The organism is Kordiimonas sp. SCSIO 12603 (genome assembly GCF_024398035.1).
Taxonomy (GTDB): Bacteria; Pseudomonadota; Alphaproteobacteria; order Sphingomonadales; family Kordiimonadaceae; genus Kordiimonas.
Window position 1 is genome coordinate 929441 of the sequence record NZ_CP073748.1, and the last position, 24517, is coordinate 953957.

Annotated in this window: 15 protein-coding genes and 1 pseudogene; 7 read left to right on the forward strand and 9 right to left on the reverse strand. The window is 42.6% G+C overall.

What is annotated here, in order from left to right:
• Positions 1-60: 60 nt before the first annotated feature.
• Genes KFE96_RS04225 through KFE96_RS04235 form a run of 3 tightly spaced genes read right to left on the reverse strand, consistent with a single transcriptional unit; the run spans position 61 to position 3631 of the window.
• Positions 61-1695, reverse strand: coding sequence for a relaxase/mobilization nuclease domain-containing protein (locus KFE96_RS04225; RefSeq protein WP_255834754.1), 1635 nt, complete (start codon positions 1693-1695; stop codon positions 61-63).
• Positions 1696-1746: 51 nt separating this feature from the next.
• The gene (gene mobC / locus KFE96_RS04230; protein WP_255834755.1) at positions 1747-2112 is read right to left on the reverse strand and encodes a plasmid mobilization relaxosome protein MobC; all 366 of its coding nucleotides are present in this window, start codon (positions 2110-2112) and stop codon (positions 1747-1749) included.
• A complete protein-coding gene (locus tag KFE96_RS04235) occupies positions 2096-3631 on the reverse strand; it encodes a type IV secretory system conjugative DNA transfer family protein (RefSeq protein WP_255834756.1) in 1536 nt (511 codons plus the stop codon). Before KFE96_RS04235 ends, mobC begins: the two co-directional genes overlap by 17 nt.
• A 552-nt stretch (positions 3632-4183) precedes the next feature.
• Between KFE96_RS04235 and KFE96_RS04240 the strand changes: the two genes are divergently transcribed.
• Together KFE96_RS04240 and KFE96_RS04245 are read left to right on the forward strand one after the other, a co-directional pair.
• On the forward strand, positions 4184-5467 hold the full coding sequence (locus KFE96_RS04240) for a site-specific integrase (protein ID WP_255834757.1): 1284 nt from the start codon (positions 4184-4186) through the stop codon (positions 5465-5467).
• Positions 5468-5544: 77 nt separating this feature from the next.
• Positions 5545-5955 carry a hypothetical protein gene (locus KFE96_RS04245; RefSeq protein WP_255834758.1) on the forward strand — a complete coding sequence of 137 codons (411 nt, stop codon included), beginning with the start codon at positions 5545-5547 and terminating at the stop codon, positions 5953-5955.
• 10 nt (positions 5956-5965) lie between these two features.
• Here the strand turns inward: KFE96_RS04245 and KFE96_RS04250 are convergent, their stop codons facing one another.
• The 4 genes from KFE96_RS04250 to KFE96_RS04265 form a co-directional block, all read right to left on the reverse strand.
• The gene (locus KFE96_RS04250; protein WP_255834759.1) at positions 5966-7159 is read right to left on the reverse strand and encodes a competence protein CoiA family protein; all 1194 of its coding nucleotides are present in this window, start codon (positions 7157-7159) and stop codon (positions 5966-5968) included.
• Between the two features lie 66 nt (positions 7160-7225).
• Positions 7226-8179: a hypothetical protein gene (locus KFE96_RS04255; protein ID WP_255834760.1), complete on the reverse strand. Its 954-nt coding sequence runs from the start codon at positions 8177-8179 to the stop codon at positions 7226-7228.
• An 11-nt stretch (positions 8180-8190) separates the two neighbouring features.
• A complete protein-coding gene (locus KFE96_RS04260) occupies positions 8191-9477 on the reverse strand; it encodes a type IV secretory system conjugative DNA transfer family protein (protein WP_255834761.1) in 1287 nt (428 codons plus the stop codon).
• Positions 9478-9792: 315 nt separating this feature from the next.
• Positions 9793-11061 (reverse strand): hypothetical protein, encoded by a 1269-nt coding sequence (locus tag KFE96_RS04265; protein ID WP_255834762.1) that lies wholly within the window; start codon positions 11059-11061, stop codon positions 9793-9795.
• Between the two features lie 270 nt (positions 11062-11331).
• On the opposite strand from KFE96_RS04265, the pseudogene KFE96_RS04270 reads away from it, so the two are divergent.
• The 3 genes and pseudogenes from KFE96_RS04270 to KFE96_RS04280 all read left to right on the forward strand — a co-directional run.
• Positions 11332-13089, forward strand: a pseudogene (locus KFE96_RS04270) (ATP-dependent endonuclease); the annotation flags it as partial.
• 363 nt (positions 13090-13452) lie between these two features.
• Entirely contained in the window at positions 13453-15267 is a 1815-nt protein-coding gene (locus KFE96_RS04275; RefSeq protein ID WP_255834764.1) for a UvrD-helicase domain-containing protein, read from the forward strand.
• Positions 15268-15371: 104 nt separating this feature from the next.
• Entirely contained in the window at positions 15372-16694 is a 1323-nt protein-coding gene (locus tag KFE96_RS04280) for a DUF6035 family protein (RefSeq protein WP_255834765.1), read from the forward strand.
• Positions 16695-17423: 729 nt separating this feature from the next.
• Here the strand turns inward: KFE96_RS04280 and KFE96_RS04285 are convergent.
• Positions 17424-19013, reverse strand: a complete 1590-nt coding sequence (locus KFE96_RS04285) for a serine hydrolase (protein ID WP_255834766.1) — start codon at positions 19011-19013, stop codon at positions 17424-17426.
• A 114-nt stretch (positions 19014-19127) separates the two neighbouring features.
• On the reverse strand, positions 19128-20114 hold the full coding sequence (locus KFE96_RS04290; protein ID WP_255834767.1) for a helix-turn-helix domain-containing protein: 987 nt from the start codon (positions 20112-20114) through the stop codon (positions 19128-19130).
• A 681-nt stretch (positions 20115-20795) separates the two neighbouring features.
• On the opposite strand from KFE96_RS04290, the gene KFE96_RS04295 reads away from it, so the two are divergent.
• Together KFE96_RS04295 and KFE96_RS04300 are read left to right on the forward strand one after the other, a co-directional pair.
• Positions 20796-22877 (forward strand): TonB-dependent siderophore receptor, encoded by a 2082-nt coding sequence (locus KFE96_RS04295; protein ID WP_255834768.1) that lies wholly within the window; start codon positions 20796-20798, stop codon positions 22875-22877.
• A 485-nt stretch (positions 22878-23362) separates the two neighbouring features.
• A complete protein-coding gene (locus KFE96_RS04300) occupies positions 23363-24415 on the forward strand; it encodes an MBL fold metallo-hydrolase (protein WP_255834769.1) in 1053 nt (350 codons plus the stop codon).
• The last annotated feature ends 102 nt before the right edge of the window (positions 24416-24517 follow it).

Consider the following 24517-nt stretch of genomic DNA (forward strand, 5'->3'; position numbering starts at 1 on the left):
TATTTCTCCCCATTTCACGACTACAACTTCCTATAGCATAATTATCTTAAAAATTCTGTGTTACCGATCACGCTCGTTCTGTCTTTCCTTAACTCTCACCTTTTCAATATCCCTAGCATTGTTCCATTTAGTCATCATCTTGATCTTCTCAGCCCGTGGAATATTGGCGTTTAAGATCATCTCCTTGGGGATACTACGCAAGAGCTGAATAGAACGCTTTTGGAGCAGGTCTTTTGTTTGGGTATTGCGTGTACGCGCAAGCTTCTTTGCTGCGAGATGCTTTTCCGTTTGAGAGAGCGAGTTCTTCTTTTCCTTCACGCGCATTCGAGCTTCATTCAGCTTTTGCATGCGGTAATAGAGTTGTTTCTCAATCTTCTGAGTACGCTTGTTCGTCTTCTCTCGTTTGCGTTTGTTAGATATAAGTTTCTTGCGACGAGAACGGAGAAGCTTCAGAAGGTTTTTGGTTTTAGGAGTTTTCTGCTGGTATTTAAGTTTCTGGATAGACTTATCCAGCTTATCAATAGATTTTACAGCCTTATCTTCAGGACTGCGATCATCAACAGCTAAGAGTAGTTCCCAACTCTTTTGCTTGTGGTGACTGAGATACCCTTCTGCTCTTTGCAGAGCCTTGTTTTGTTTTTCAACGCGCTTTTGCAGTTTCTTGATTTGCTCGTTTGTATTTTGCCGATGGAAGCGGTCTTCAAACTTGTCTAACCCGTTCATAATGGCTGCAAGTTCAGATGTTTTTACATCTGGGGCAGGGCCGCGGCCACCAGCCCTGGCGTATTCATGTTCTACCCTTCTGATTTCACGGTGAATGTGCTTTTCAATACGTTCATCAACTGAGTGATAGGCTTCCTTAGGTGTTTTTTCACTTACAGGCTCAAGAGGGTCTTTAGACAGATAATCAGCGCACTTTTCTCCAAACTTCTGTTCCAACAGGTTTAAGCGTAGCTGCTTCCCCATCATTGAAAGTTGAGTGTAACTTTTCCCATCAGTGATGATCAAACCTTGGCCTTTAGACCTCAGCTCATACCCGCTTTTACCAATACGGTCTGAGAGCTCCTCCCAACCTAACGCCTCATAAAAGTCTCGGCCTATTTCGTTTTTAACCTCAGCAATCTTCTCTTTGCCCCAAGGTTTAAGAGGATCTAGTCGTTGTTCTCTGGTTTGGGATGCATTGCGTTCTTTATCCGGTGCATAGTCCAGTTCATTGTGCTTGCCCGGTATCTGCATGAACCCCATTTCTTTTGCAGTTTCATGAGCAGCACGCTCTAGGCGTTCTTTGGACTTCCACATGTCCCAGGCTTTGCCAGTGCGTTCATGCACTCGGTTAACTACCACATGCATGTGAGGGTGATCAGCGTCTACATGCCAGAAGTATAAAGCTTGATGTTCCTGTAGGCCGATTTTCTCTAGCACTTGGTCAGCGGTTTTTATGCATTTCTCTTTATCTAGGAGACGTTCTTCTGATCGATCCCAATCGATGGAGAAATGATAAACCGGCTTACTGGCTTTGCTGGCGGAAGCAGTTGCTTCCATAATGGTTTCAGCAACATCGAGTTCTTTGGTAAAGATATTCTTGGCGGCATACCAACCACACTTATGTGGATTGGGATCATTTCTATGCCCCTGAATATTGTACATGATGTTGTCAGCAAAGCTTCTGCCAAAGGCGATCTCATTCGCAATCATCGGGGAGCCCCCTAAGACATTATGAGAGGTGGTTGCTTATACATCGCTAGCTTACACCTCTCGGATTGCCTCTATGATTTCGCCAACTGCGGTTTTTACTTCCGTGAGCGTATGTTCATAGTGAATACGCTTATCGTCATAACCGGCAGCATTGGCTTGGTGAGCGAGTTGGTTCAGATTGTTTCCCACGCGGTTCAGGTCTGCGCCTAGTTTGCTAAACACTGTCACTAGTTCTTTGACCTGGCGGCTACGGGCAGGGCGTATTTGCTGTGCTAGCGCTATGTGACGCAGGAAGACAGATACCTTCAGATCTGCGAGGTCAGCAGCTTCTTTAATACGTTCCTCTTCTTCGGCAGTAACATAGGTATATAGTCTGATAGGACGCGGCTGTGCCTTTATCTTACTCGGTTTTGCCATAACGGTTCCCCCATTTACCGTACAAACCTCTGAAGAAACTATCCTTATAGTAAATAACGCGATTTACAAGGAATGGTCGTAAACCAGATACAAAAAGCAGTGTCTTGCCTTCAGGGAGGCAGAGTATCTCATCAGGTGTAAGAAGCCTGCGGGTACGTGTGCTTCGGTTATCAGTGTAGTTATGAGCCAAACTCAATCTACGGCGCTGTGAGCGTGTTTCGCTGTATGTAGTGACCATCTTCTCTCCCAACGTGCGAGAGACATGCTCAGCGGTCTTAAAATCGGCTGGAGCCAGTGACCAGACTTGAGTGATGGCACAGTTAGACAGGATTGCATCTGCTTGCTTCCCGTATATGGCTTCTAGCTGGCCGATGCTCTGTGTAAACACCCATAGGCTCACACCGTAACCAGCTAGATATGCAAACCCATTCACAGGCATTTTGCCAAGCGCAGGAAACTCATCCAGCAGGAACAACACCGGACGTTCAGGAATATGTTGGTTCCTTGTCATGGCTGCTTGCGTCAATCCCACAATCAAGCGCAAGTAAGGACGATATACAGCGATTTGATGAGGCGGGATGTTCAGATACAAGCTGATGACATGTTGCTTCAGGTCTTCCAGCTTGAAGTCACTGGATGATGTGATACTGGTCAACCTCGGACTATCAAACACCTTGGTATGACTTTGAGCTGTTGAGATCACCCCACTACGTTCTTTCTCGGCCTTTTGGCCAAATGCTGAAGCAGCGCGTTTAATCCATGGATGCGGAGATTGCTTCATAGCTTCAAGCAGATCGTCAAAGTCCTCTTCACCTAGAGTGATCAGACGACGAACCTCAGCAAGGTTTTGCAGTTCTTTGGGCTTATGGCGCACCACGTACAAGATTAGGCCTGTAAGAAGTGCTCTGGCTTCTTTATCCCAGAAGCTGTCCATTGATACTTCACCTGGCACAACAATGAGAGAAGCAATCAGGGAAGCATCATCAATCTCATCCGGTCCATAGCGAATGAAGTCTAGTGGGTTATAGCAGTTTGAGTTCTCCTCAAACGGAGCCAGACAAAAGACAGTACTAAGCTCTTTGCGGCGTTCTGCTGTGATAGCGTAGTTCTCACCTTTGATATCGACACAGAACACAGAGCCTTGGTGATCTAGTAGATTGGGAATAACAGAACTTACGCCTTTACCGCCTCGTGTTTTAGAAACAGTGATCAAATGCCCAGCTTTGTTAAAGCGCAATGGCTTGTTGCCATCCTTCGCGACGATGAGCCCTTCCTTGAAGTTTAGACCTCCTTGGGCAAGTTCACTGCGTTTACCGAAACGCGCGGTCGCCAAGTTACCGTTGCGAACTTTTTCGAAGAAACGCATTCCTTCATAAGCGGTGGCACTAAGCAACACACCAAAGATAAAGGTCACGCTGTACCAGAATATCATTTCCCAGGTTTGAAGATTAAATGCTGGAAGGCTCTCCACTGCCGCTATCAACATTCCAATAGGTAATAACACCATAAACCACTTCATAAGCTTTCTCCTTTTTTGCAGTTCAAGGAGTTATGGAGGCTTAAAAGAGCAGGGCATTTTTGAGCGTCATTTTGGGCGGAAAATGCGGAATTTACCGAAATTGGCAATTACGCATGGCACTAGATTCAAAAAGCCTTAGTGACGGTGACTTTCAGAAGATTTTGAAGTGATTATTTTGTAGGCAAAAAAGCGACGAAAAAATACGTCACTCCGCATATACTCCGCATCGTGCTAAAAAACAAAAACAGCCTCTGTATAAGAGGCTGTTTTTTAATGGAAAATTTCCCAAAATATTGGCTGGGGTGGTAGGATTCGAAGGGCGATTTTAAAATTTTCTCATTCTCATTTTTTATAAAAAGTAAGAATAATTTCAAAAGTTTATTTCCTGACTACCTATTTTATTTTTGTATGCAATATCGAGTTTTTGTATCAATTTTCGAGTATCGCTCCGCTTTATTTCCGCTTAAGATTCCAAACAGCATTTGGGAAGCAAATTCATTAATATTCGAAGACATAACCCATTAATAAATAACTGACAGGAGGATACCATGGATGGCACATTACAGGAAGTATTATACATCTAGAGGTGATTTAAGGTATCGCGCAGAAGTTAGGGTTAAAGGTGCTAAGCCAATTTCTAAGGCTTTCCGTAGACTAAGCGATGCGAAAGAATGGGCGAAAGAGCAAGAGGATGCTTCGAAGAGATTATCCGCAGGTCTTCATGATAATAAGCATTACACACTAGCAGAGGCGATTGATCGTTATTGTGTTGAACGCCTTCCTTTGTTGAGAAATAAGACGACTAACCCCGCTTTAAACTGGTGGCGTAAAGAATTAGGTAGTCGATACATCCATACAATTAGACGCTCTGAAGTAATCGACAAGCGTTCGAAGCTTCAGCTTCAGCCTATCTATCGTGTATGTCGAAAAACGGGGGCGCATATAACGTTATATAAACCGGATGGTTCTATAAGGTTGCGCTTACCTAAAACGGTACAGGCGTATGTCGATGAGCTCAACACGCTTTTCAATATCGCGATGGATGAATGGGAGTGGATTGAGAACAATCCATTACGGCGTATCAAAAAGCTTAAGGCGAATAATGAGCGCGTACGCTTCTTATCGGATCACTATCACATGTGGCCAGGGCATTCTGAATCTATTCATTGGGATGAATTAACTGACCTAGAAAAACAGGATGCGAAGATTAAGTTCCCAAGAGCCTATGAGCTACCGAGGTTATTGGATGCGGCGAAGAGCCAAAAAGATAGAAAACTTATTCGTAGATATCATCCAGAGTGGACATACCAACTTCTTACTATCCAACTCGGAACAGGCCTTAGATTAGGCGAAGCAACTCACTTGGTGTGGGAGGAAAACGATCTGATCGAACATCCAATTGTTGTGGTGGATATGAAGGAGCAAAGGCTTATTTTAAAGAGTACGAAGTCAGATACTTCTCCCAGAGTAAAGCCGCTAGCAGGAAAGGCCTTAGAAGAGCTTATTGATCTATATGAGAATAGAAGATTTGATACTCCCCTTGTCTTCCCCAACTCTTCGGGCAAGAAACCTCTTCGGTTCGATAGTCGTATTCGAATTGCAATTGATGAAGCTGGTCTAGAAGATTTCCGATGGCACGACCTTAGGCATACCACAGCGAGCTATTTAGGGCTTCTTGGAGCTAACCAGAGAGAAATCCAGGAAGCACTACACCATCGGTCTATCAAATCGTCAGAAAGATATCAGCATGTATCTAATGATCATCTGCGAGGATTGTTCGATAAGTTCTCCCGTATAGTGCAGGAGGAAAAACGTGCAGTTTCTCGCTTCTCTTAAGCATGTCAGTTAAATATTTGAAAGATAAAACATAAGCCCATTGGGACTGGTCATAATAATAGGGAGGTTATGACCTTATGGAGGTTGATTACAGTAGGCTTATAACGGTCGAACAAATTGTCGAGCAGGCACCAGCTATCACACATGGGACCATGAGGCATTGGCTGTTTTATCGAAACAAAAACTTGCTTGCGACAGCAATTTTAAAACTAGATCAAAGCATCTTCATAGATATTGATCGCTTCAATACATGGCTTTCTTTAGACAAAGATGAAGTATCTGATTTCCGTGATTTAAGAACGAAGCAACAGATACTAGAGAACTCTCTTCTCAAACCTGGAACATTCGATAACTGGCTTCGTAACCGTCATTGGAACGGGCTCGAAGAAGCTGTCATCAAGAAAGGTGAACGCCGCCTATTCATTGATATTTTCAAGTTCAATAACTGGATCCGAAACAACAATTCGAATCCCGAATTTGGATCGTGATTGATGTTGGCTACGGTTTTGATGGGTAGCGAGATGCATACTTGTTTAGAGCGTGATGAAATTTGCTCAAGCGGTAGTTCCCTTTGTTATCTTCCCATATTAATTTTTGGCGCTCTAAGTGTATTAGGAAGTTTTGTGTATCTGCATAGGGGCCATCACCAAAATGTCCGAAGCTATTTGCGTAATCCAATATATGATCAGCATCATAATATACCGAAAATAGGCTAGGTAAGAGTTTACGATCCAGTAGCCAATGAAAAATGATGTCCGCATTAAAATGGCGGGTTGAGTGTTTATATTGCCCTTCTCTTATACGTTTTAAAATAAAAGCATCTACAATTGCAGCCTGCCATACGCGTGGCTCTACTTCAAATAAGAATGGAGATGAAGGCTGGTAAGTCCCAATGTAAATTCTATTGTTTTTTAATGTTTGAATGGGATTCCACCATTTGGGGAAGACCTCTTCTGGCGGTTTGTATGGAGTTTTCCAAATTTTTTGAAATGCCAAAAATTGCGTTGCCATTTCCTCAGCGTGTTTGTCTTTTGCCTTTTGAGCTCTGATAGTTTCTTCAATTGCGGCTTTCTCGGCGTCCTCTTTCTCCTTGGCTCTAATTCTCTCCAGCTCTATTCCTAATTTAACAGAATGTAGCCATTCTCTGGGAGCATCATGCAAAATATACTGATCTAATTCTGACTGGGATAATTCAAAAGGCGTTTTGGACAGATCAACCTCTATTGTACTCACGCCGTAGTCTTTTAGTTTTACAATTTTTTCGGGTTCTGAGAAGTGAGTAACAGCAAACTCAACGAACAGCTGATGAGGCTCTGTGATGGATGCATCTGGTTGAAAATGAGTATAGCTTTTTTCTAAAATCAATCCCTCAAACTTATAAACTTGAGCGTCTTGTATTAAAACGTCAGCCCTACGAGTTCGTTTAATTAAGATTTGAGGAATGGTAACTTCTTGTGCATTCATAAGAAGTTGCTTTGCATACAAGTGAAGCGCGGTTTCCCAAGAACCTTCACATTCTTCTGTACTATGGTGAGCAAAATGGTGTGTAGTTTTAGCGCCCTTTTTGGCTACCAATTGTGAATTACATTTTGGGCAGATACAATTGCAGGCTAGCCCCCGCGCTGCATTTTGAATATGGATCAACTGTTTAGTGTCTGAATGTAATCCGACAGTCAATTTAGCTTGGCTCATTTAGTGAACAGGCACCTTATATTTTTATGCAATAAAATTATATGTATTTATTCTAAAAAATCACGTTTAAGTTGTTTTTATGGTCTCTGCTTTTAACCAGCCTTGAGCGTTATTCAGTTCTTTCTCAATGATGGAAGTCAATTCAGGGTCATTTACTACATGGCGAACTTGGCCGATTGTGGAGATGGCTCGATTGACGGCCATGGCTGGCTTAGTTGTTCGCTTTTTAAGGAAGTATAATAAGATACATTCTATGCAGGTTATGAAGTTCTTGGGATAATCGTAAGCCTTACTATGATCAGCGTCTAAGAAACTGTTTTCGTTGTTGTAAACGATGCTCAGTTCAATGCTTGCGTAAAAATCATCTGGAATAACCTCCAATGTATTGAGCAAGCTAAGTAGTCTTAGTACACCGATTTCTTTATCATTGAAGTCAGCAACAGTACGCCCAACTTTGTGAAAGCAATCTTCCGTTAAACATTGCACTAGTTTTTTGTCTTTGACCGCTATCCATTCGCCAACATGGTCTTTGGTAGCAACTAGTGTACTGAGCACTACATTTGCGGTGAAATGATGTTTACCTTTAAAGTAAGGTGCCAAGTCCACTTCAAGGACATTCAATGGATCAGCAAGAGTTTCCTCTAGCATTTGATGACGATGTTCGCGTAACTTTCTGAGATGTTCAATGGCACGCTGTTGCGCTTTTTTCTCTTCTTCGGCTTTTTTAGCCTCTCTCTCGGCGTTGACCCGAGGACGAATGAGATCACGTTGTAACTCAACTTCTTTGAGCCAATTTTCGGTTTCTTGTTTTTCTTTTTCTCTTTTTGCCCGTAACTGAGCCGCTAATTCGGCTTGGCGCTGTTGGTTTTGTTTATGTTCTTCATGCCACTCACTGGCTTTTTCAACGCCCTTCATTCCTTGTTTCAAAGACCAGGACAGAGCTTTACCAAATAAACGTCCACCAGTTCCTATTGCTGCATCTGCTTTCTCAAGAAGCTCTTTGTTTCTGTTGTTAGACATGAGCGTTATTCCTATATCTGTGCCATTCGTTCACGAATGCCAGCAGCTTCGTAGGCAAAAACTTTGTCGAGTTTCATAGGGTCTTTACCACGCACAAAACTGAGAATGGTATTTGCGTATTCCGAGCCCATGAGCTCTTGCGGTTCCACAACGCGCTCTCTCTTTCCTGCTATGAGGCTTTTCTTGTTGCCAACACGATCAGAAAGCCGTCTTGCAGTATCAAACTCCGGGTTCATAAAGCACTGGGCGTAACACATCTCCATAAGGCCATCTGCATCAGGATAGGCTTTGCGGATTTGTCCCATACTCTGTGCAAACATCCAGGTGCTTAATCCATAACTACGCCCCACTTCGATAGATTCAGCTATGGGTTCCATATAACCAAGTTGAGGCATTTCATCGATCAACAAAAGTGCGTTTGGAATGTTACCCAGTTCTCGTTCTCTGCGTGATGGTGCTGAAGCAATAAGACCTCTAATATGTTGCCCGATAAGAACCCGCAGAACGGATGCAAATGTTCGAACACGACCCACTGGTATGCAGATGTATAACGTCTTCCAAGGTGGCTTCCAAAAGTCTTCAGGTAACCATTCAGTTTTGTCGGTGATGTTTCTTACAAACTCACTTTGCCAAATTTCAGCATATCGCCGTGCACTATCAAAAATTGACTCCCGCTGCTTCTCAGGCATCGTTGGTAAAATGTTCCCGGTACGCCTCAATGCATCTATTGGGGAGCTTTGCATTTCGCTTGCTAAAACTTCCAAGCCTTCCTTTGTCGGCCATAGAAGATCTAACACCTCATTCATGTTTTGGTCTTTGGCTGGCGAATGGGTTTTAACATGCGCGATAATGGCCGCGATCATATCTTCTGCGCGAGACTCCCAAAAATCTGGGTTGGCTTGTTGTACTACAATCATGCTTGCCATGAGCTTCGCGTCATCCCAAATTTTAGCATGATCTTTATGGGCTATGAAATCGAGCGGATTATAGTGGTGAGTGTCTTTATCGAAGGGCGCAAATTTATAGATAGGTCCAACATTTTCACGCCGCCATTCGTGGGTTAGGTCGTAATTTTCTCGCTTAATATCGAGAACAATTGCGGACCCATTGTAGGTCAGTAAGTTTGGAATAATTTGAGCCTGACCTTTGCCCGCTCCTGGCGGGGCAATTGTCACGAGTGACCCTTCTCCTCCAAACCAGAGAGCTTCAAAGTTCCCACTCTTTTCTGGGTGCTCAATTGCACCGAGTAGCACTTTTTCATCTTTGGAATTTGCGTACTTGTCGCCACGAGTGAGCATGTATATTCCCCCAATATGCCCAAATGATAACGTGTATAAATACAATTAAAAGCAGCTAACACCAGTTGAATAAAAAAGGCAACAGGCGGTGGGAAATAACTCAAAGTAAGCCGGAGTGTTCCCTTCGGGGATGTGGATGTTTTTAGGTAGGTTTAATTTTGAATTATATAAGGAGGCAAGCAGGTGGTTAGGGTGTTTAAACTGACTTTTGCAAAGCCATCTTATTTACTCCTAACCAAACTTGATCATTCGCCCGCAGGGGGCTCAAGTTTTTTGAAAACATGATAATAGGATTTAACGTAAGATCTCTCATCCCTATTCTTTTTTGGGGTTTTGCTTGAGTTGATCTTCCTGCGTTTCAAGTGCCGAATAAGGTGTTGGGCTACAGGTTTTAACAGGTCTATTGGTGCTTTTGAGTGGGACGTCTCGCTTGCCAATAAAAGCAATGCTCTTCACTCGCTCTCGTGCAAATTCGATTTGAGAGTTTTTGTAACATGTACTTTGTGGGGCGTTTTCAGGGAGTTTCACAAATACCTTGCTATCAGTAAGTAGTGTTAGACTTAAAACTTGAGTGCGCCGTTTTATTTTTTTATCAGTTTTTGTTTCTGGTATAGGGAACAACTCTGGCCATTCTTCGATTAGTTGATCATCTGTCGACATAACAACCAGAACACCGCCTCCTTGAGACATCATTTTCAGATGATTTGTTACCAACTGAGATGCACCCGGATAAATGAACAGGAGTATTATAATCACTACTGCTGGAGTAATTATAATGCTCTTAGTATTCTTGTGTGCAGCCCATACAGTGAACAAAAATGCGATGAAAAGTGAAGCAGCTAAAATTAGAAATACAACAATACCAATTAGTATCGGTTCTTCAATTTTTTGAAGAAAGCTAGCATGGGTTTGAAGGACGCCTTGGAGGATGAGGTAGATCCATAAGCTTATAAAAGCAACGTCAATAAGTGTTGTTGTGGAGGGGATGTATGGGCGAGCGTATTCACGATTTAACTTTTTACAAAGTCGACTATATTTTAAATTCATATAACAAGCCCCAAATGCAGCGAGGCCAAAGCTCGCAAAAAAGCCTATTATTTCTGGATTCTTATACGTAACATCTGAAGTTTGTATGGTGAGGTAAAAAAGGAACCCAGTAATGACTACACTAGGGAGTAGGCTCGCACCTATTCGAAATACATTGTGACTATGTAGATCCTTAAAGTTTTTTTTATCCTCTTCTTTTTCCTTATCATCCACAAGGTATGGATCATTGAAGCGCATGAGACCGGGTGCGATAGGATAGAATGCTAGAACGAGTGTTATCAGGAAAGAAATAAGAATGATGGTAAAACCATGCTTCTCAAGTGCATCAATCACCTCTAAAACAGGTAGTCCGTGTTTGAAAGCATAAATGCTGCCGAGTACAAAAGGGCTTATAACGGAGAAAAAACCAGCTAAGATCAAAGGAATTTTAAAACTTCCTAGCGGTAGTTTGTTCCATACGTTTGAAGAGGTTTTCACTAAGCTTTCAAGGAAATTCGTTTTTGGGGCGTTGGGTTGGATTTCATCATTTTGGGTCATAAGGCCCTCCGCTAAAATTATATTCAGAATTCATTTACAATCGTCAAAATCGAATGGCTTAGTAGTCTGCCTATCTTTAAAATAATTTTGGAGCAGAAGTAAATTAATAGGCTTTTCACGTCCATTTATTGAGGTGAAATGGCTGTAGTCTCACGATCAATAGTGTTGTAGTTCCATCACAGCTATGAAAGCAATATCAAATACCTATGGTTGTAATTTGGTGAGTAACTGTTATATCTTTTGATTTCAAGAATATCGATTGGGGGATGTATGAAAGTAGCAAAAATAGAGGTCGAGAATTTTCGAGGAATCAGATCGGCCACGTTGCATCTGCCTACGCATGCAGTGCTCATAGGTGATAATAATACTGGGAAAACTACAGTTCTAGAAGCGCTTGACCTAGTGTTGGGGCCTGATCGATTAAACCGTAGACCACCTATCAACGAGCATGATTTCTTTGAAGGTAGGTATATCCAGCAAGCCAAAAGAGAAGAAGTTGATGGTGAAGCTGTCGAAGCTGAAGATGGTGAGGCTTTTGAGTATCCCGAAGTCAAAATTGAAGCTGTAGTTGTTGATCTGTCAAGCGAACAGCTTTCAAGGTTTGGCAGTTATATTGAATTTTGGGACCAAGCTCAGAATGAATTGTACGATGAGGCATCGCCTGAAGGAGTTGATGAAGAGCATATCTTAAATGCGCTGCGCGTTACATTTGTTGGGAAATACAATGCCGATGAAGATGACTTTGAAGGTACAACCTATTATTCTCGTAGTCTGAAGGAAGATGAGAAACCCGTCCCATTCAGTAAAAAAGATAAGCAACTGTGTGGGTTCCTTTATTTGCGGTCTGTAAGAACTGGTTCACGTGCCCTCAGTCTAGAGCACGGTAGTTTGTTAGACATCATTCTTCGGCTAAAAGAGGTCCGGCCAAGAATGTGGGAGGAGACTATTTCTTCTTTGGATGGCCTTGCCGTTGCGAGTAATCCAGAAGTTGGCATATCCGGCATCCTCGAAAGTATTAATGCGTCTCTAAAGAAGTATGTTCCAAGAGAATGGGGCGTTGGCCCGCATTTGAAAGTATCCAATCTCACTAGAGATCACCTCAGGAAAGTTATCACGGCATTTATTGCAACAGGCAACGGAGAGCATGCCGCTCCTTTTTATCGACAGGGTACAGGAACTATTAACCTTCTGGTCTTGGCCATGCTGAGCCAGATTGCTGCGGATAAGCAGAATGTTATCTTTGCGATGGAAGAACCTGAGACAGCTGTTCCTCCATATGCTCAAAAACAGATAATTCATGAAGTCAAGAAACTGGCCTCACAAACGATCTTCACCTCTCATTCTCCCTATGTACTTGAAGAGTATGACATAGAACAAACTGTAGTTTTACAGCGCTCCGATTTAAGTGTTCTCGAACAAAAGCAAATAGAGCTTCCTGACAGCATAAAACTCAAGATGTTCCGTCAAGACTTTCGGAAGAGGTTTTGTGAGGGGTTGCTCTCTCGCAGAGTACTTGTTGCTGAGGGGTATACAGAGACTGATGCATTTCCCACGGTTTGTCGCAGGTTAGCGGATTTGGACCCATCAAAGTACTCCAGTTTAGAAGCGCTCGGTATTTGTACCGTCAATGCAATTGGAGAAACCAATATTCCTGCGGTGGCAAAACTATATGGAGACATTGGGAAAAGGGTTTTTGCTCTTTGCGATCTTCAAAAAGACGAAAACAAGAACAGGATTGTCGCAAACGTAGAGCAAATGTTTATGCACGCGGAGAAAGGCTTCGAAGAGTTGGTGTTGTCAGGTACTACAGAAGCCGCACTCAAGAGATTTAGGGGGTGCATAGATTGGCCTCAACATTTGCAAGCTAAGTTTCCTGATCCAGAGATAGATATTATTCCTGCGATGAAAGAGTACTTTAGCTGGTCTAAAGCTAGTTGGGGTATCGCTGATTTCCTGGCTCAATGTAGTGAGAATGAAGTGCCTGAGTGGCTACGTGAAACCGCTGTAACGATCAAAAAATTATTCGATGAGGTAGAAACGTTTGATGAGGGTGAGGAAGGTGATCCTGAGGCTCATTTTGTTCCCTATGTAGCAGGAACTGCACGTATTCAAAGTTTCGGGGATAAGCAAATTTATACAGTGGAAGCTGATGAATTGGACTGGGCTGTCGTATCATCAGAAGAGCGTGGTATGGGGCCTGAAAATCACTATCAAGCTATCGTTCATCATGATGACCTCGGTGAGCTTTCCTGGAATCTTTGGGAATACCCAGTAGGTGGAGAAAATCGGCGCGAAACTAACGTTGGCGTTCACGAGATACTCGATGATCTCGATTATGGATTTGAGTGGGAGAAGCCAGGAAACAAAAAGGCAGAGGCTGAATAATCACCCATGGAACTTACTGAAAAACAGAAGGAAGTGCTAACTTCGGAGGGGTGTCAGCTAGTAACCGGAGGGCCCGGCTCTGGGAAGACAACTATATCCATCTTGAAAGCCGCCAAACTTACTGAGGAACTGCAAAATACCCAGCAAAAAGTGCTGTTTCTTAGCTTTGCTAGAGCGACCGTTTCTAGGGTTATAGAGGCGATTGATGAGCAAGAAGCTATTACTAACGTTCATAGGCAAGCCATTGAAGTCGACACTTATCATTCTTTCTTTTGGCAAATTTTGAAGACGCATGGGTACCTTAAGGGCTTACCACGAAAGCTAAGTATTTTAACGCCACCTGATGAAGCCATTGAGCTATCCACAATGAGATTGGAGTATCCACCTAGCTCCAAAATCACCAAAGAACAGCGGGAAGAACGTGACAGTAGAGAAACTGAACTGAGAACGGCGTTGGCCCACGAACATGGGAAAGTTTGTTTTGACTTATTTGCTCCAATTGTAGGCGATATTCTTTGTGAGAGTAGTCGCATTCGGGAACTCGTTGCCAATAGATATCCTTTTATTATTTTGGATGAGTTTCAAGACACTAATCAAGAGCAGTGGAGAGTTGTGAAGGCCTTAGGCGAGAAATCAACTTTAATTGCATTAGCGGACCCAGAACAACGCATATATGATTTTATGGGGGCCGACCCAGAACGCCTTAACCACTTTGAAGACGAGTTCATGCCCGTCAAAATTGACTTACAGGGTGATAACCACAGGAGTTCTGGTACTGAGATAGCCCTGTTTGGCAACGAAATTTTAAGAGGACGATATGGCCAAAGGAAATATGTGGGCATATCTCGCTTGAAATATCCAATCGGCGCTGATCCTGCAATGACAAAGCTTGTAACTGAAATATACAAGGCCCGCAAAAGGCTAGTAGACGCAGGTGTAAAGGACTGGTCTCTGGCTATCTTAGTTCCTACCAAGAAGTTGACACGGGTAACTTCTGACAAACTCAACAATCCACCTGCTGGCATGACACCCATCTTTCATCATGCGGTTGTCGAACTAGAAGCAGCAATTTTAGGCTCCGAAGTTGTTGCGTTTTTGATGCAGCCTCAAAATGAAGAATCCTTCTTCGGTTTTGTAGAGCTAGTAATTTCTTATTTTAAAGGCAAAGGTGGCGCAAAGCCAACAAAGGGAAGCATCGAAGAGGCCAACGGCCTAGCTAAAAACCTTGTTGAATGGAAAGAGAAAATTGCTCAAGGGAAACCTCAAAGAAAGACAAGCAAACTTACTCCAATGTTTGAGGTGTTTGAACAAGTAACGAAGACATCCTTCATGGGTGATCCTGATGAAGATTGGAAAGCTATTCGAGCTTTGCTTATTGCTGGAAATTGTAAGCGACTTCAAGAAATTGCGGATGAGCTTCGAAACCTACGGATACTTAATCGGGGGTCACAGCTTCGCGCCGAGTTGTTTGAAGATTGGAAAGCCAATGGTGCTTACAACAATGCACTTAACATTGTACGTCAGGCTTTTGTTCAAGAACATTTCTCCATGAAATCTAAGCCGGAGACAGGGGTCATTGTAATGAATATGCACAAATCAAAAGGCAAGCAGTTTGACGAGGTGATCATATTTGAAGGATGGCCGAACGTATCGAGAGGTCAGATCGTTGCCAATTCAGACAGAATAGTGCGAAGCAATGAACAGGGCGCAATCGATGATCAAGCGCGTCAGAACTTCAGAGTGAGTGTGACCAGGGGCAAGAGACAGGTCACCATTTTAACTCCTGAAGTTGATCCATGTGTATTGCTGCTGAACCAATAATATAGAGGCATCTATTTTTATATTCACTCCTAGAAGGAGCTAGATGGCGGCTACTGTATCGTTCATGGTGGTTAGAGTGCTAGAAAAGCTAGAGGCAATAGATATTGAAATTAAGACGCACCATTCTATCAGCAATGCTTTCCGGTGAGATTGGACCACTCACCTCTGATCAACTCTTGGCTTTGCCTAAAACGGAATGGCAGCACTTACGCGATGCAATAACTGATAATCGTCGGGGTCAGGCAAAAGGCGTTGAAGCGAAGTGTATGGCCTGTGGTGCCCCTGTTTATATCTCTTGCAGTGATGTCAAAGGGGAAAAGCGGCCCTATTATGCGCACTATAACGAAGCCAATCAATCTTGCCCTTGGTATCGAGGTAAAAACCTAAGTCCACATGATGCTCGCGCTATTCAATATGCTGGACAACAGGAATCTGAAGTTCATAGAATGCTCTGTGAAAAAGTTGACGAGCTGGTACGATTGGATGCTCGATACATGTCCTCTACTGTCGATCAGTATTTACCACCTAAAGATAATAGCCACGGCAGGTATCCTGACGTTTACTTCGAATTGGAAGGGTTGGGGCAATTTGTAATTGAAATACAGAAGTCGAATACGTTTCAAACAGAAATCTCTGATCGCATAGGCCATTATCAACGTGAAAACATCCCGATCATATGGGTGCTGTTCGGGTTGGAAGCAGGAAAAGATGTTAATCAGAGTTTTAGCGATGTGATTCAGCGACATAGAGGAAACGCTTTTGTGTTGGATCAAGCTGCTATTAAAAAGTCTATTAGTCGTCAATCACTACACCTTTCTTGCTACTTACTAGACAAAAATGGAGAGCTAGAGCCTCCGGTTCAGGTTTCGCTAGATCAACTGACGGTTCCTCAAAATATGGTTCCTTTTTATCAGGATCGCATTGCGGAACCAATGTGTGCCGAATTTCGTAACCGAAGAATTGGTCTTTATAAGGCAATAAGATCTTGGGATATCGAAGATCAGTATGTCGTGATAGTTGATATCGAAATCGCTTTTTCTGAGCTGCCTGTTCAAGCTTCTCTTGATCTGGCGTTCGTTAAATGTATAGCGACAATATACTCAATAATCCTTGACGGGTTACAACGACCTGAAATACTGGTGACCCGCTGTCACAACATAAAAGCAATGATTAACTCGTTGTGCCAAGGGCATGAATACGCACGTTATTCGGCACTGCTGATTGAGGTGCTTAAACACTCACACCTTAATTATTTGCTGCAGGAAAAGGTTGGTGAGCACCTTTCTAGGAATGCAAAAGCCTTGGTTTTGGAGGATAGTAGTCAGTGGGCTGTGGCTTCTTACCTTTTCCCTGAATTATTAAATCCGCTTAAAAGGAAGCTATTGTCGGATTTAGGCGCTTTGCCGGTCTGGGCGGTGCCTCGCTAAAAAATAGCCGTTCAACTAATGCTTTCTAAAGGTGGGGGAATGGATGGGTAAGTGAGTTGTAACGATTTTGATGAAGGTCAGTTCCTTATCAAATTTGATGATACTCGATTGGCAAGCGCCCTAAACGAGTTCCGGGAATCTCGTAACTCACACAATATTGCACACAAAAATTTTATACCGTATAAAATATATTTATAAATCAATGGATTATGTGTGTATTAATCAGGCTCATAACCTGAAGGTCGTAGGTTCAAATCCTACTCCCGCAACCAAATTAAAGGGTCGTCCACCATCTAGTGGGCGGCCCTTTAACTTTGTTGACCGGATTTAGGCTGCGATACCTTGCAAGATACGCCCAAAGCGTAGATTGCAGGTTCATATGGAGCAAGTCGAAGACGCAGCGGAATGACGAGGAAGGACATAGTCCTGACGAGACTAATCCTAATCCCAAAACCATTAAAAGAGGTCAGTACCCAGAGGGTGCTGGCCTTTTTTAATTGGTACGTGGAGTATGGTGTTTTAACTCTACTGGTTCGGGCGGAAACCTGCTGTATTACAACAGGTTGGAGACAACGCGAGGAGCGAAGCCCGCAAGCGGTAAATCCTACTACCAAAACCATCTTAACTTGCTCAGAAAAGCCTCGGTACCCGATTGGGGGCCGGGGCTCTTCTAATTGTACCAGAGACGATGAAGATCTTTGATCAGCTAAATAAGAACATTGATCCAGGCTATGATAGCAGAGGTTGGTTTTTTTCAAACCAACTCCATCCATCAGCTGTCATGATTTTGATACCACTTATGTTTTTATTTGCATCTAAGGTAAATACTGCAACGGTTCCATCTCCGGGTTTGGGCTCGATACGCATTGTATTGAGCTCTGGAAATGGTTCTGCAATGTTCCATACATTGCCAATGCGGTAAGCGAGCTTCCCATCTTTCAGAAATATTTCGAACATACCCCAAGTTTCATTCTCGTATGTTCCAACATAGTCTTCAAAGGGCTTCGATAAAGTCCATTGGCGTTTGGAGCGGTTGACTTTCAAGTTTTTGGTGCTTTCAAGCCAAAGCTTACCTTGCTTTACAACTTTGCGGATTTTCTGCTCCGCATCTTTTCGAGCATTCTCGCGACCCATAAGACGATCATATATGTAGTTATTGATAATAATAGGTAGCTCTCGACCAATTGTACTTTCATTGGCGAATGATGTGATCCCGATTTTCAGCTCCGGCATGTACGAAATTTGGGCTGAGTATCCAGGAAAGTCACCGCCGTGACTTACAATGCTGTTCTCACGATATTGGCCAATATTCCATCCAAGGCCATAATGATCACGTGTATAACCAGCATACCTATCTCCTCTCTTTACATGGCGTTTACGTGTTTCCTCAATGATATTAGCAGGTAAGATTTGCTTACCCTCTAATTTACCATCCTCGACAAGTATTTCTAGCCAGCGGGCAGCATCATTAGCGCTCATAATCACACCACCAGCGGATTGCATATTTTTATCAGTTTTTTCAATGGTAAGGTGTTTGACTGATTGAACAAAACCTCCGTCCTTTGGCCATGCCCCAGCTTCATGTGGAGCAGCGATGGACCAACCATGTGCAATAGCATTAGACATACGTGCTGTTGTGCGGGTCATCCCTGCTGGTGCAAAAATATTTTGCTGAAGCAAATCCTGCCAAGGCGTTTTGAGTTTTCTGTTTGTTAGAGTCGTTAAAATATTATAGCCAATGTTTGAATACTGAAACTTACCTATTGGTTTCTCCGCGTTTCGGATGGTCTTGGTTTCTAAAAGCTTCCAATTAATGTCAGGCGTATGTTGACCTGAAAAGGCACTCCGAAACGTGAGTGGTTCATTCAGAAGGCCATGCGTATGCGTTAGCAAATTGCGTAATGTGATACGATCGGATGCTAGCGTTTCTGCAAATCTGATTTCAGGGGCATATTCCTCTATTGTTGTATCCAGGTTAAGGTCCCCGCGATGATGCAGGATATTCATCGTGAGGGCGGTGAAGGCCTTTGTTGTTGACCCGATATAAAAAGCTGTATCTGCGGAGACGGCTGCATTCGTTTCGACATCAGTTACGCCAAAACCGCGCTTGTAGGTGCCATCAGGCGTATAAACAGCAATTGCAAACCCTGGAACAAATTTAAGATCTTCCATGGCTGTGTTGATAACGTCATCCAATTCTGACGTTATAGTTTCGAGTGATACAACTGTCTTTGCTTTTTGTACCCTAGTATCTTCATTAGTGAAAAACAAAATGGAGGCAAAGCAGGAGATGGACATAAATATGTTTTTAACTGTCATGATCGGTTTCTTTCGCTGATGTATTTGATAAATGCACCAGTAAACAAACAGGTTGATCAGTGTCTGCCCAGATTCGAAAAATCGAAACCGAATTTGAAATTGGTCTAATTAATTTCAGTAATGGTTCAGTGCTTTTAGAGCTTCTTTGCGATAAGCCCCCGCTGACTTACCAACCTCTGTGCGAAAAGTACGATTGAATGTTGTGAGGGACGAAAAGCCACCATTCAATGCGATTGTAAGTATAGGCAGGTGGGCTTGCTCAGGGTCAGCAAGTGCCGTTCTTATGTTAGCAATACGGTACTTAGCTAGGAACTGCGAGAAGTTGCGATACCCCATCTTTTGATTTATCAGGTTCCGTAATTGATGTGGCGGTATACCCACTCGCTCCGCTAGCATCGGAATTGTGAGGCCATCTTCTAAATAAATTTTCTCGTTTTCCACTAGAACCATTAGACGATTATAAGCAATTCTGTCTTGTGCTGGTATCTCTATGTCTGCGCTGGTTGAAGAGCCCTCGATTTTAGCTGAAGCAAAATAGAATTGGGATGTTTGAAAACGAGTAAGCCAAAGTAGAATTAAAATAGACAATGGAAGTATGAATATTAACCGTATTAATACATGCTGCTCCGATGCCAATAGATAATCTGAGATTACCAATATCATCACAGTTATTGCAGGTAAAATTGCTATCCAAAGCCTTAGATTTCTCCGTGCATTGATTAGATCATCCCCAAAGCCGGACATAGACACCCACATTATGTGAAGTGACATTAATATCTGTATAAGAGAAAGTGTGTGTTTGATGATTTGAGGGCCTCCGCTCAACAAGCCAACATCACCCAAAAATATGAAAAGTAAAAGAGCAGCTGGAACCAATAGTCCTGTCCATGCGAGTGGCCCAAGACGAAACTTGTCATCTATCAGGGACAGGCAGAACCACCAGATGAGACCGTAATTAGGTACCGAGAGAAATTTGCCCACGACTTCCCAAAATCGAGAAGGAGGCAGTTCTGGTGGCATAACATCAATAAGAAAACCGGAGATACTAATACATAGAAGAATAAGTATGTATTTTGTGCGATTGTGTGTCCGTTCATACAACGCAAGACCTGCGATTAAAAGCAAAACTGTGATGGTTGAGGTTGTTAGTGTATATATGTACGTGTTTAGCATGATGGATATATAGTTCAGCTTTTATGAATTGACTAACAAACAAGTGTTCTGGTTGCTAATAGTCAAGTCAAAATGCCGGGTCATGACCGCAATAGGTCAAATGATTTAGCTAGGTATTCCGATTTGCGAAAGGGTCAATGTTCGAAAATCATAGAAAACAGGCATTTCTAAAACATTCGATAACGAACAAATTCAGCTTCGGCAACTAATTAAAGGGTCGTTCACCATTCGGTGGCCGGCCCTTTAACTTTGTTGACTGGGTATAAGATGTGATGCCTCGCTAGACGGACCGTAAGGGTCCGGATTGCTGGTTCATACGCAGCAAAGCGGAGTGACGAGGAGCCCATAAGGGGGACGAGGCTATATTAGATAGCTGTATAAGCTGATATCGCTCGCTAATCGTCAAAACTATGTTTCATTTCATAGTCGAGAGGTTCGCAACGCTGGATGCGATATAAATTTTATTCATCCATGCCTAAAAAGGGGTTCATCAAGGTTATGCCTCTGTTTGTCCAATAACCACTTGTTGTTTCGATGGCTACTGTCAATGAAGGTTATCAAAAAGTTACTTTGTAACAGATACGTGATTTTAACGTGAGGATAGCTAATATGTTGAATGGAAGTCGTAGTCGTGAGCTGAGATATAAATCTCTCGCCTCTGTTATCTGTCTGATAATAAGTGGAAGTGCTTTAGCTCAAGACAGTAACGTAAACGTTCAAATAAATCAAAATGCGACTGTTAAGTATGAGCCAGAGTTTTTCCAACAATATAATCCCATTACTGCACTTGATCTTGTGAACCGCGTTCCTGGTTTTACAATTGATAGAGGCGATAATGTTCGTGGTTTTGGTGGATCAGCGGGTAATATTCTGATTAACGGCAAAAGACCCAGCACTAAATCCGATAGTATTGACAATATTCTGAGCAGAATTTCTCAGGATAATGTTCTACACATTGAGCTAATTCGAGGTGCGACAGGTGGTTTGGATTTAGGGGCAGGACAAAGTGTTGTTGTTAACGTTATCCTGAAAAAACAAAGCAGCGGCAGTGGTACTTTTGAAGTGACCCTTGTTGAGCGTGAAGGAAAAATAGAGTCGCGTTTTAACGTTTCCTACAATGATAAAATAGCAAATACGTTATATACAGTTGGGATTGAAAGGTTTGGCTTTGATATCGCTCGGAGAGGTGTCGAAACACTAACCAACTTCCAAGGACCAGATGAACTTAGGGAAGAGGAAGAAGATGGTGGTTTAGGTGAATGGTTATTAAACCTCAAAACTGAAACCAACTTTAATAGTGGTGACGTTTTCCGCTTAAACTTTCAGGGTCGAACAGGCCCGTTTGACGTTTTAGAGAATTCAATCCGAACACCTGTAGGACAATCAGAACCAAATTTATTTGTCCGTACATTTCGTGATGAAGAAGACCAATTTGAAATTAGTAGTGACTATGAACATAAATTCAATGAAGCATTCCGAGTAAAGCTAATCGGCCTATTAAACCGGGAATACAGTGATACATTCTCTTCGCTGAATATTCTAAGGGCAGATGATACAGGTAGTTTTTCTCGTTCTGTTAGGGGAAGTAATGAGGGAGAAACTATCGGTCGGATAGAGTTTGATTGGACAAGTTTTAAAAACCATACGGTCCAATTTGGTATTGAAGGCGCGCGTAACTTTGTTGAGAGCGAATTTGCACTTTTCAGGGATAATGGTGAAGGTGAGGAAGAGATTAATGTTCCTGGCGCCAATACACGCGTTAGTGAGAAACGCGGGGAAATCTTTACTTCGGATTCGTGGCGTCTAAATTCAAAACTAACACTTGATCTAGGTTTTAACGTAGAGTTCTCAGAAATTAGCCAATCGGGTGATGTGCAAAACGCTAGAACATTTACGTTTGCAAAACCTTCAGCAGCCTTAACGTATGTTTCAAGTGAGAAAAGCCAATGGCGATTAAGATTTGAGCGCGAAGTTGGTCAGCTTAATTTCAATGATTTTGTATCAAGAGCAAACTTTCAAGATGAAGATTTAGATTTAGGTAATCCTGAACTGCAACCTGATAGTACGTGGGTAGCTGAGGCGACCTATGAGCGTAGATTTGGCGATATTGGCGTAGTCGAACTAACGCTTTTCTATAATTACATTGAAGATGTGATTGATTTGCTCCCACTTGGGCCCACTACAGAAAGCCCTGGTAATATTGGTAATGGGGAACGCTGGGGTGCTGAAATTAATTTCAGCACTGATTTTGATTTCCTCGGAATTCCAAACGCTAGGATTGATGTAAACTATCGTGTTCAAGATTCCAGCGTTACAGATCTCGTAACAGGACAAAACCGCCGACTTTCTAATGAACGACCTGAAAACTTTGAACTTACATTCAGGAAGGAATTTCCGACATTAAACTCAAATTTCGGCATTGAGTATATGAAGGAAGACCCTCAAGACAGATTTGGTGTTGATGAAATCGAAAGTAATGATGGACGTAATCGGGTGAATTTTTTCTGGGAAACTATTTTCCCAATTGGGCTTAAAGGGCGATTTGAAGTTAGAGATGCTTTTAACCAAGCACGCGGTAGAGATAGAACAGTGTTCAGTGGTTTCCGTTCTCTTAGCGATATAGCATTTATTGAAAGCAGGAGGCGGCGTGACGGAACGGAACTATTCTTCACGATTAGTGGCGTATTCTAATGCACGTATACCTTTGAACACGAAGTAATCAGAGTGATGTTCGCCCAAGCTCACTCTGGTTACTTTTACACAAACGGTTTCCAATATGCTCCTCTCATCAAGATAACATTATGGAATGCTATGCATCTGTTCCCTTTGATGCATAGACAACAAAGAGGGTTAAAGTTCCCTCTATTTTCCTCGCATGTGTACCCTTACCTTTACGCATGCATCCTCCTAGGGGAGGCGCATCGCCTCTCCTTTTTTTACAAAGGTAATGGTCACCTACAGCTAGCTTAAAATACATAGCCAAACACGGTCTCCATCCCCAATCTGCACTAATAGACACCAATAAAAAGCGGCGTGCTTTTAGCACTCTGGAAAATCACGAAACCGTGTAATGGCACCCATTGGTCAAGTAGAGCCCGTTGTTCATCCAACAGGTAGTTTATGGGATTTTATCAGAAGCTATGAGTTCTTGTATGTTAATCATTAAGGAACCCATTATGAAACAACTCCTCTTATCAGCCTGTTTGATCGCAGGCTCTGCGGCAACGCTTCATGCGGATGACCGAGATTTTAATTATATGCCGAAAGGCGGTTATGCCTCCCCAACAGGGGCAGAATATGTTGTTGCATCATCAGAGCGCAAACTTAAGCCGGGGCAGAAAACGGCCAACCTCACTAAATTAAATTTTGCAGGGGAAGCAATTGTCCAAAGATTGACTGACCGTGCATATTGGGCGCAGGCAGGTTTTTACAGCACGATCTTTTATGTTGGTGATGAGGGTGTGTTGATAATGGACCCACTGGCTTTTGGTTCTGGTGAGAAAATTCTAAAGGCTATTGGTACAGTAACTGATAAGCCTGTAACCGCGATTATCTACTCCCATTATCACGGTGACCATATTGGCGATGTTGGTGTTTATGTGAAAGCTGCTGAGGGACGCGGGCATGATCTCAGAATTATTGCCAGTGATGCTACTGAGAAAATGTTAAAGCAGGTAAAGACAAAGCTTCCGCTTCCTACAGAGACTATAAAATTTAAAGGTGGTAGCACCAAGTTTGAAAATCTGACAGTTCGCGTTCATGGGCTTGAGAATCCCTCCCATGATAAGGATAGTGGTGTCTGGGAACTGGTAGGTGAAAAGGTTGTTCACTTCCCTGATCTCGTTAACCCTGATCAGATGCCATTCATGGGATTTGCAGGTGCAGAAAGCTATAAAAAGTATATTCTTAATCTGGAAACGCTTAACGGGATGGATTGGGATTATTTATCCGGTGGTCATGGTGATGTAGGTAGTCATAAGGATGTGACTTTCGTACAGAATTACATTGTAGATCTGGAACAGGCTATTTTAACTGCTCGTAAGGAAGCTGGCAAACAACGCTTCTTTGAGAAAATCTATAATAATCATCAGGCTCAGGGATATGCGGGTAATGAGTTTATAAATAAAAAAGCCGCTGAAATTCTTCGAGAGAAATATGGTAATTATTACGGATTTGAAGCAGGTGTTGGTGCACAAATCCATATGTCACGCGATACTGCACACCACTAAGTGTGGTGATAAATAAAAATTAGGACTGAGGAATATTCCTTAGTCCATTTCCAGCCTACATTTACCTTATAATGCTTCTCAAAAAGGTCTCATGTATATATG

Coding starts and splice junctions, on each gene's coding strand:
- KFE96_RS04235 (WP_255834756.1), bottom strand. CDS start 3,631: ATGAAGTGGTTTATGGTGTTATTACCTATTGGAATGTTGATAGCGGCA.
- KFE96_RS04260 (WP_255834761.1), bottom strand. CDS start 9,477: ATGCTCACTCGTGGCGACAAGTACGCAAATTCCAAAGATGAAAAAGTG.
- KFE96_RS04295 (WP_255834768.1), top strand. CDS start 20,796: ATGTTGAATGGAAGTCGTAGTCGTGAGCTGAGATATAAATCTCTCGCC.
- mobC (WP_255834755.1), bottom strand. CDS start 2,112: ATGGCAAAACCGAGTAAGATAAAGGCACAGCCGCGTCCTATCAGACTA.
- KFE96_RS04285 (WP_255834766.1), bottom strand. CDS start 19,013: ATGACAGTTAAAAACATATTTATGTCCATCTCCTGCTTTGCCTCCATT.
- KFE96_RS04255 (WP_255834760.1), bottom strand. CDS start 8,179: ATGTCTAACAACAGAAACAAAGAGCTTCTTGAGAAAGCAGATGCAGCA.
- KFE96_RS04300 (WP_255834769.1), top strand. CDS start 23,363: ATGAAACAACTCCTCTTATCAGCCTGTTTGATCGCAGGCTCTGCGGCA.
- KFE96_RS04275 (WP_255834764.1), top strand. CDS start 13,453: ATGGAACTTACTGAAAAACAGAAGGAAGTGCTAACTTCGGAGGGGTGT.
- KFE96_RS04225 (WP_255834754.1), bottom strand. CDS start 1,695: ATGATTGCGAATGAGATCGCCTTTGGCAGAAGCTTTGCTGACAACATC.
- KFE96_RS04245 (WP_255834758.1), top strand. CDS start 5,545: ATGGAGGTTGATTACAGTAGGCTTATAACGGTCGAACAAATTGTCGAG.
- KFE96_RS04240 (WP_255834757.1), top strand. CDS start 4,184: ATGGCACATTACAGGAAGTATTATACATCTAGAGGTGATTTAAGGTAT.
- KFE96_RS04265 (WP_255834762.1), bottom strand. CDS start 11,061: ATGACCCAAAATGATGAAATCCAACCCAACGCCCCAAAAACGAATTTC.
- KFE96_RS04250 (WP_255834759.1), bottom strand. CDS start 7,159: ATGAGCCAAGCTAAATTGACTGTCGGATTACATTCAGACACTAAACAG.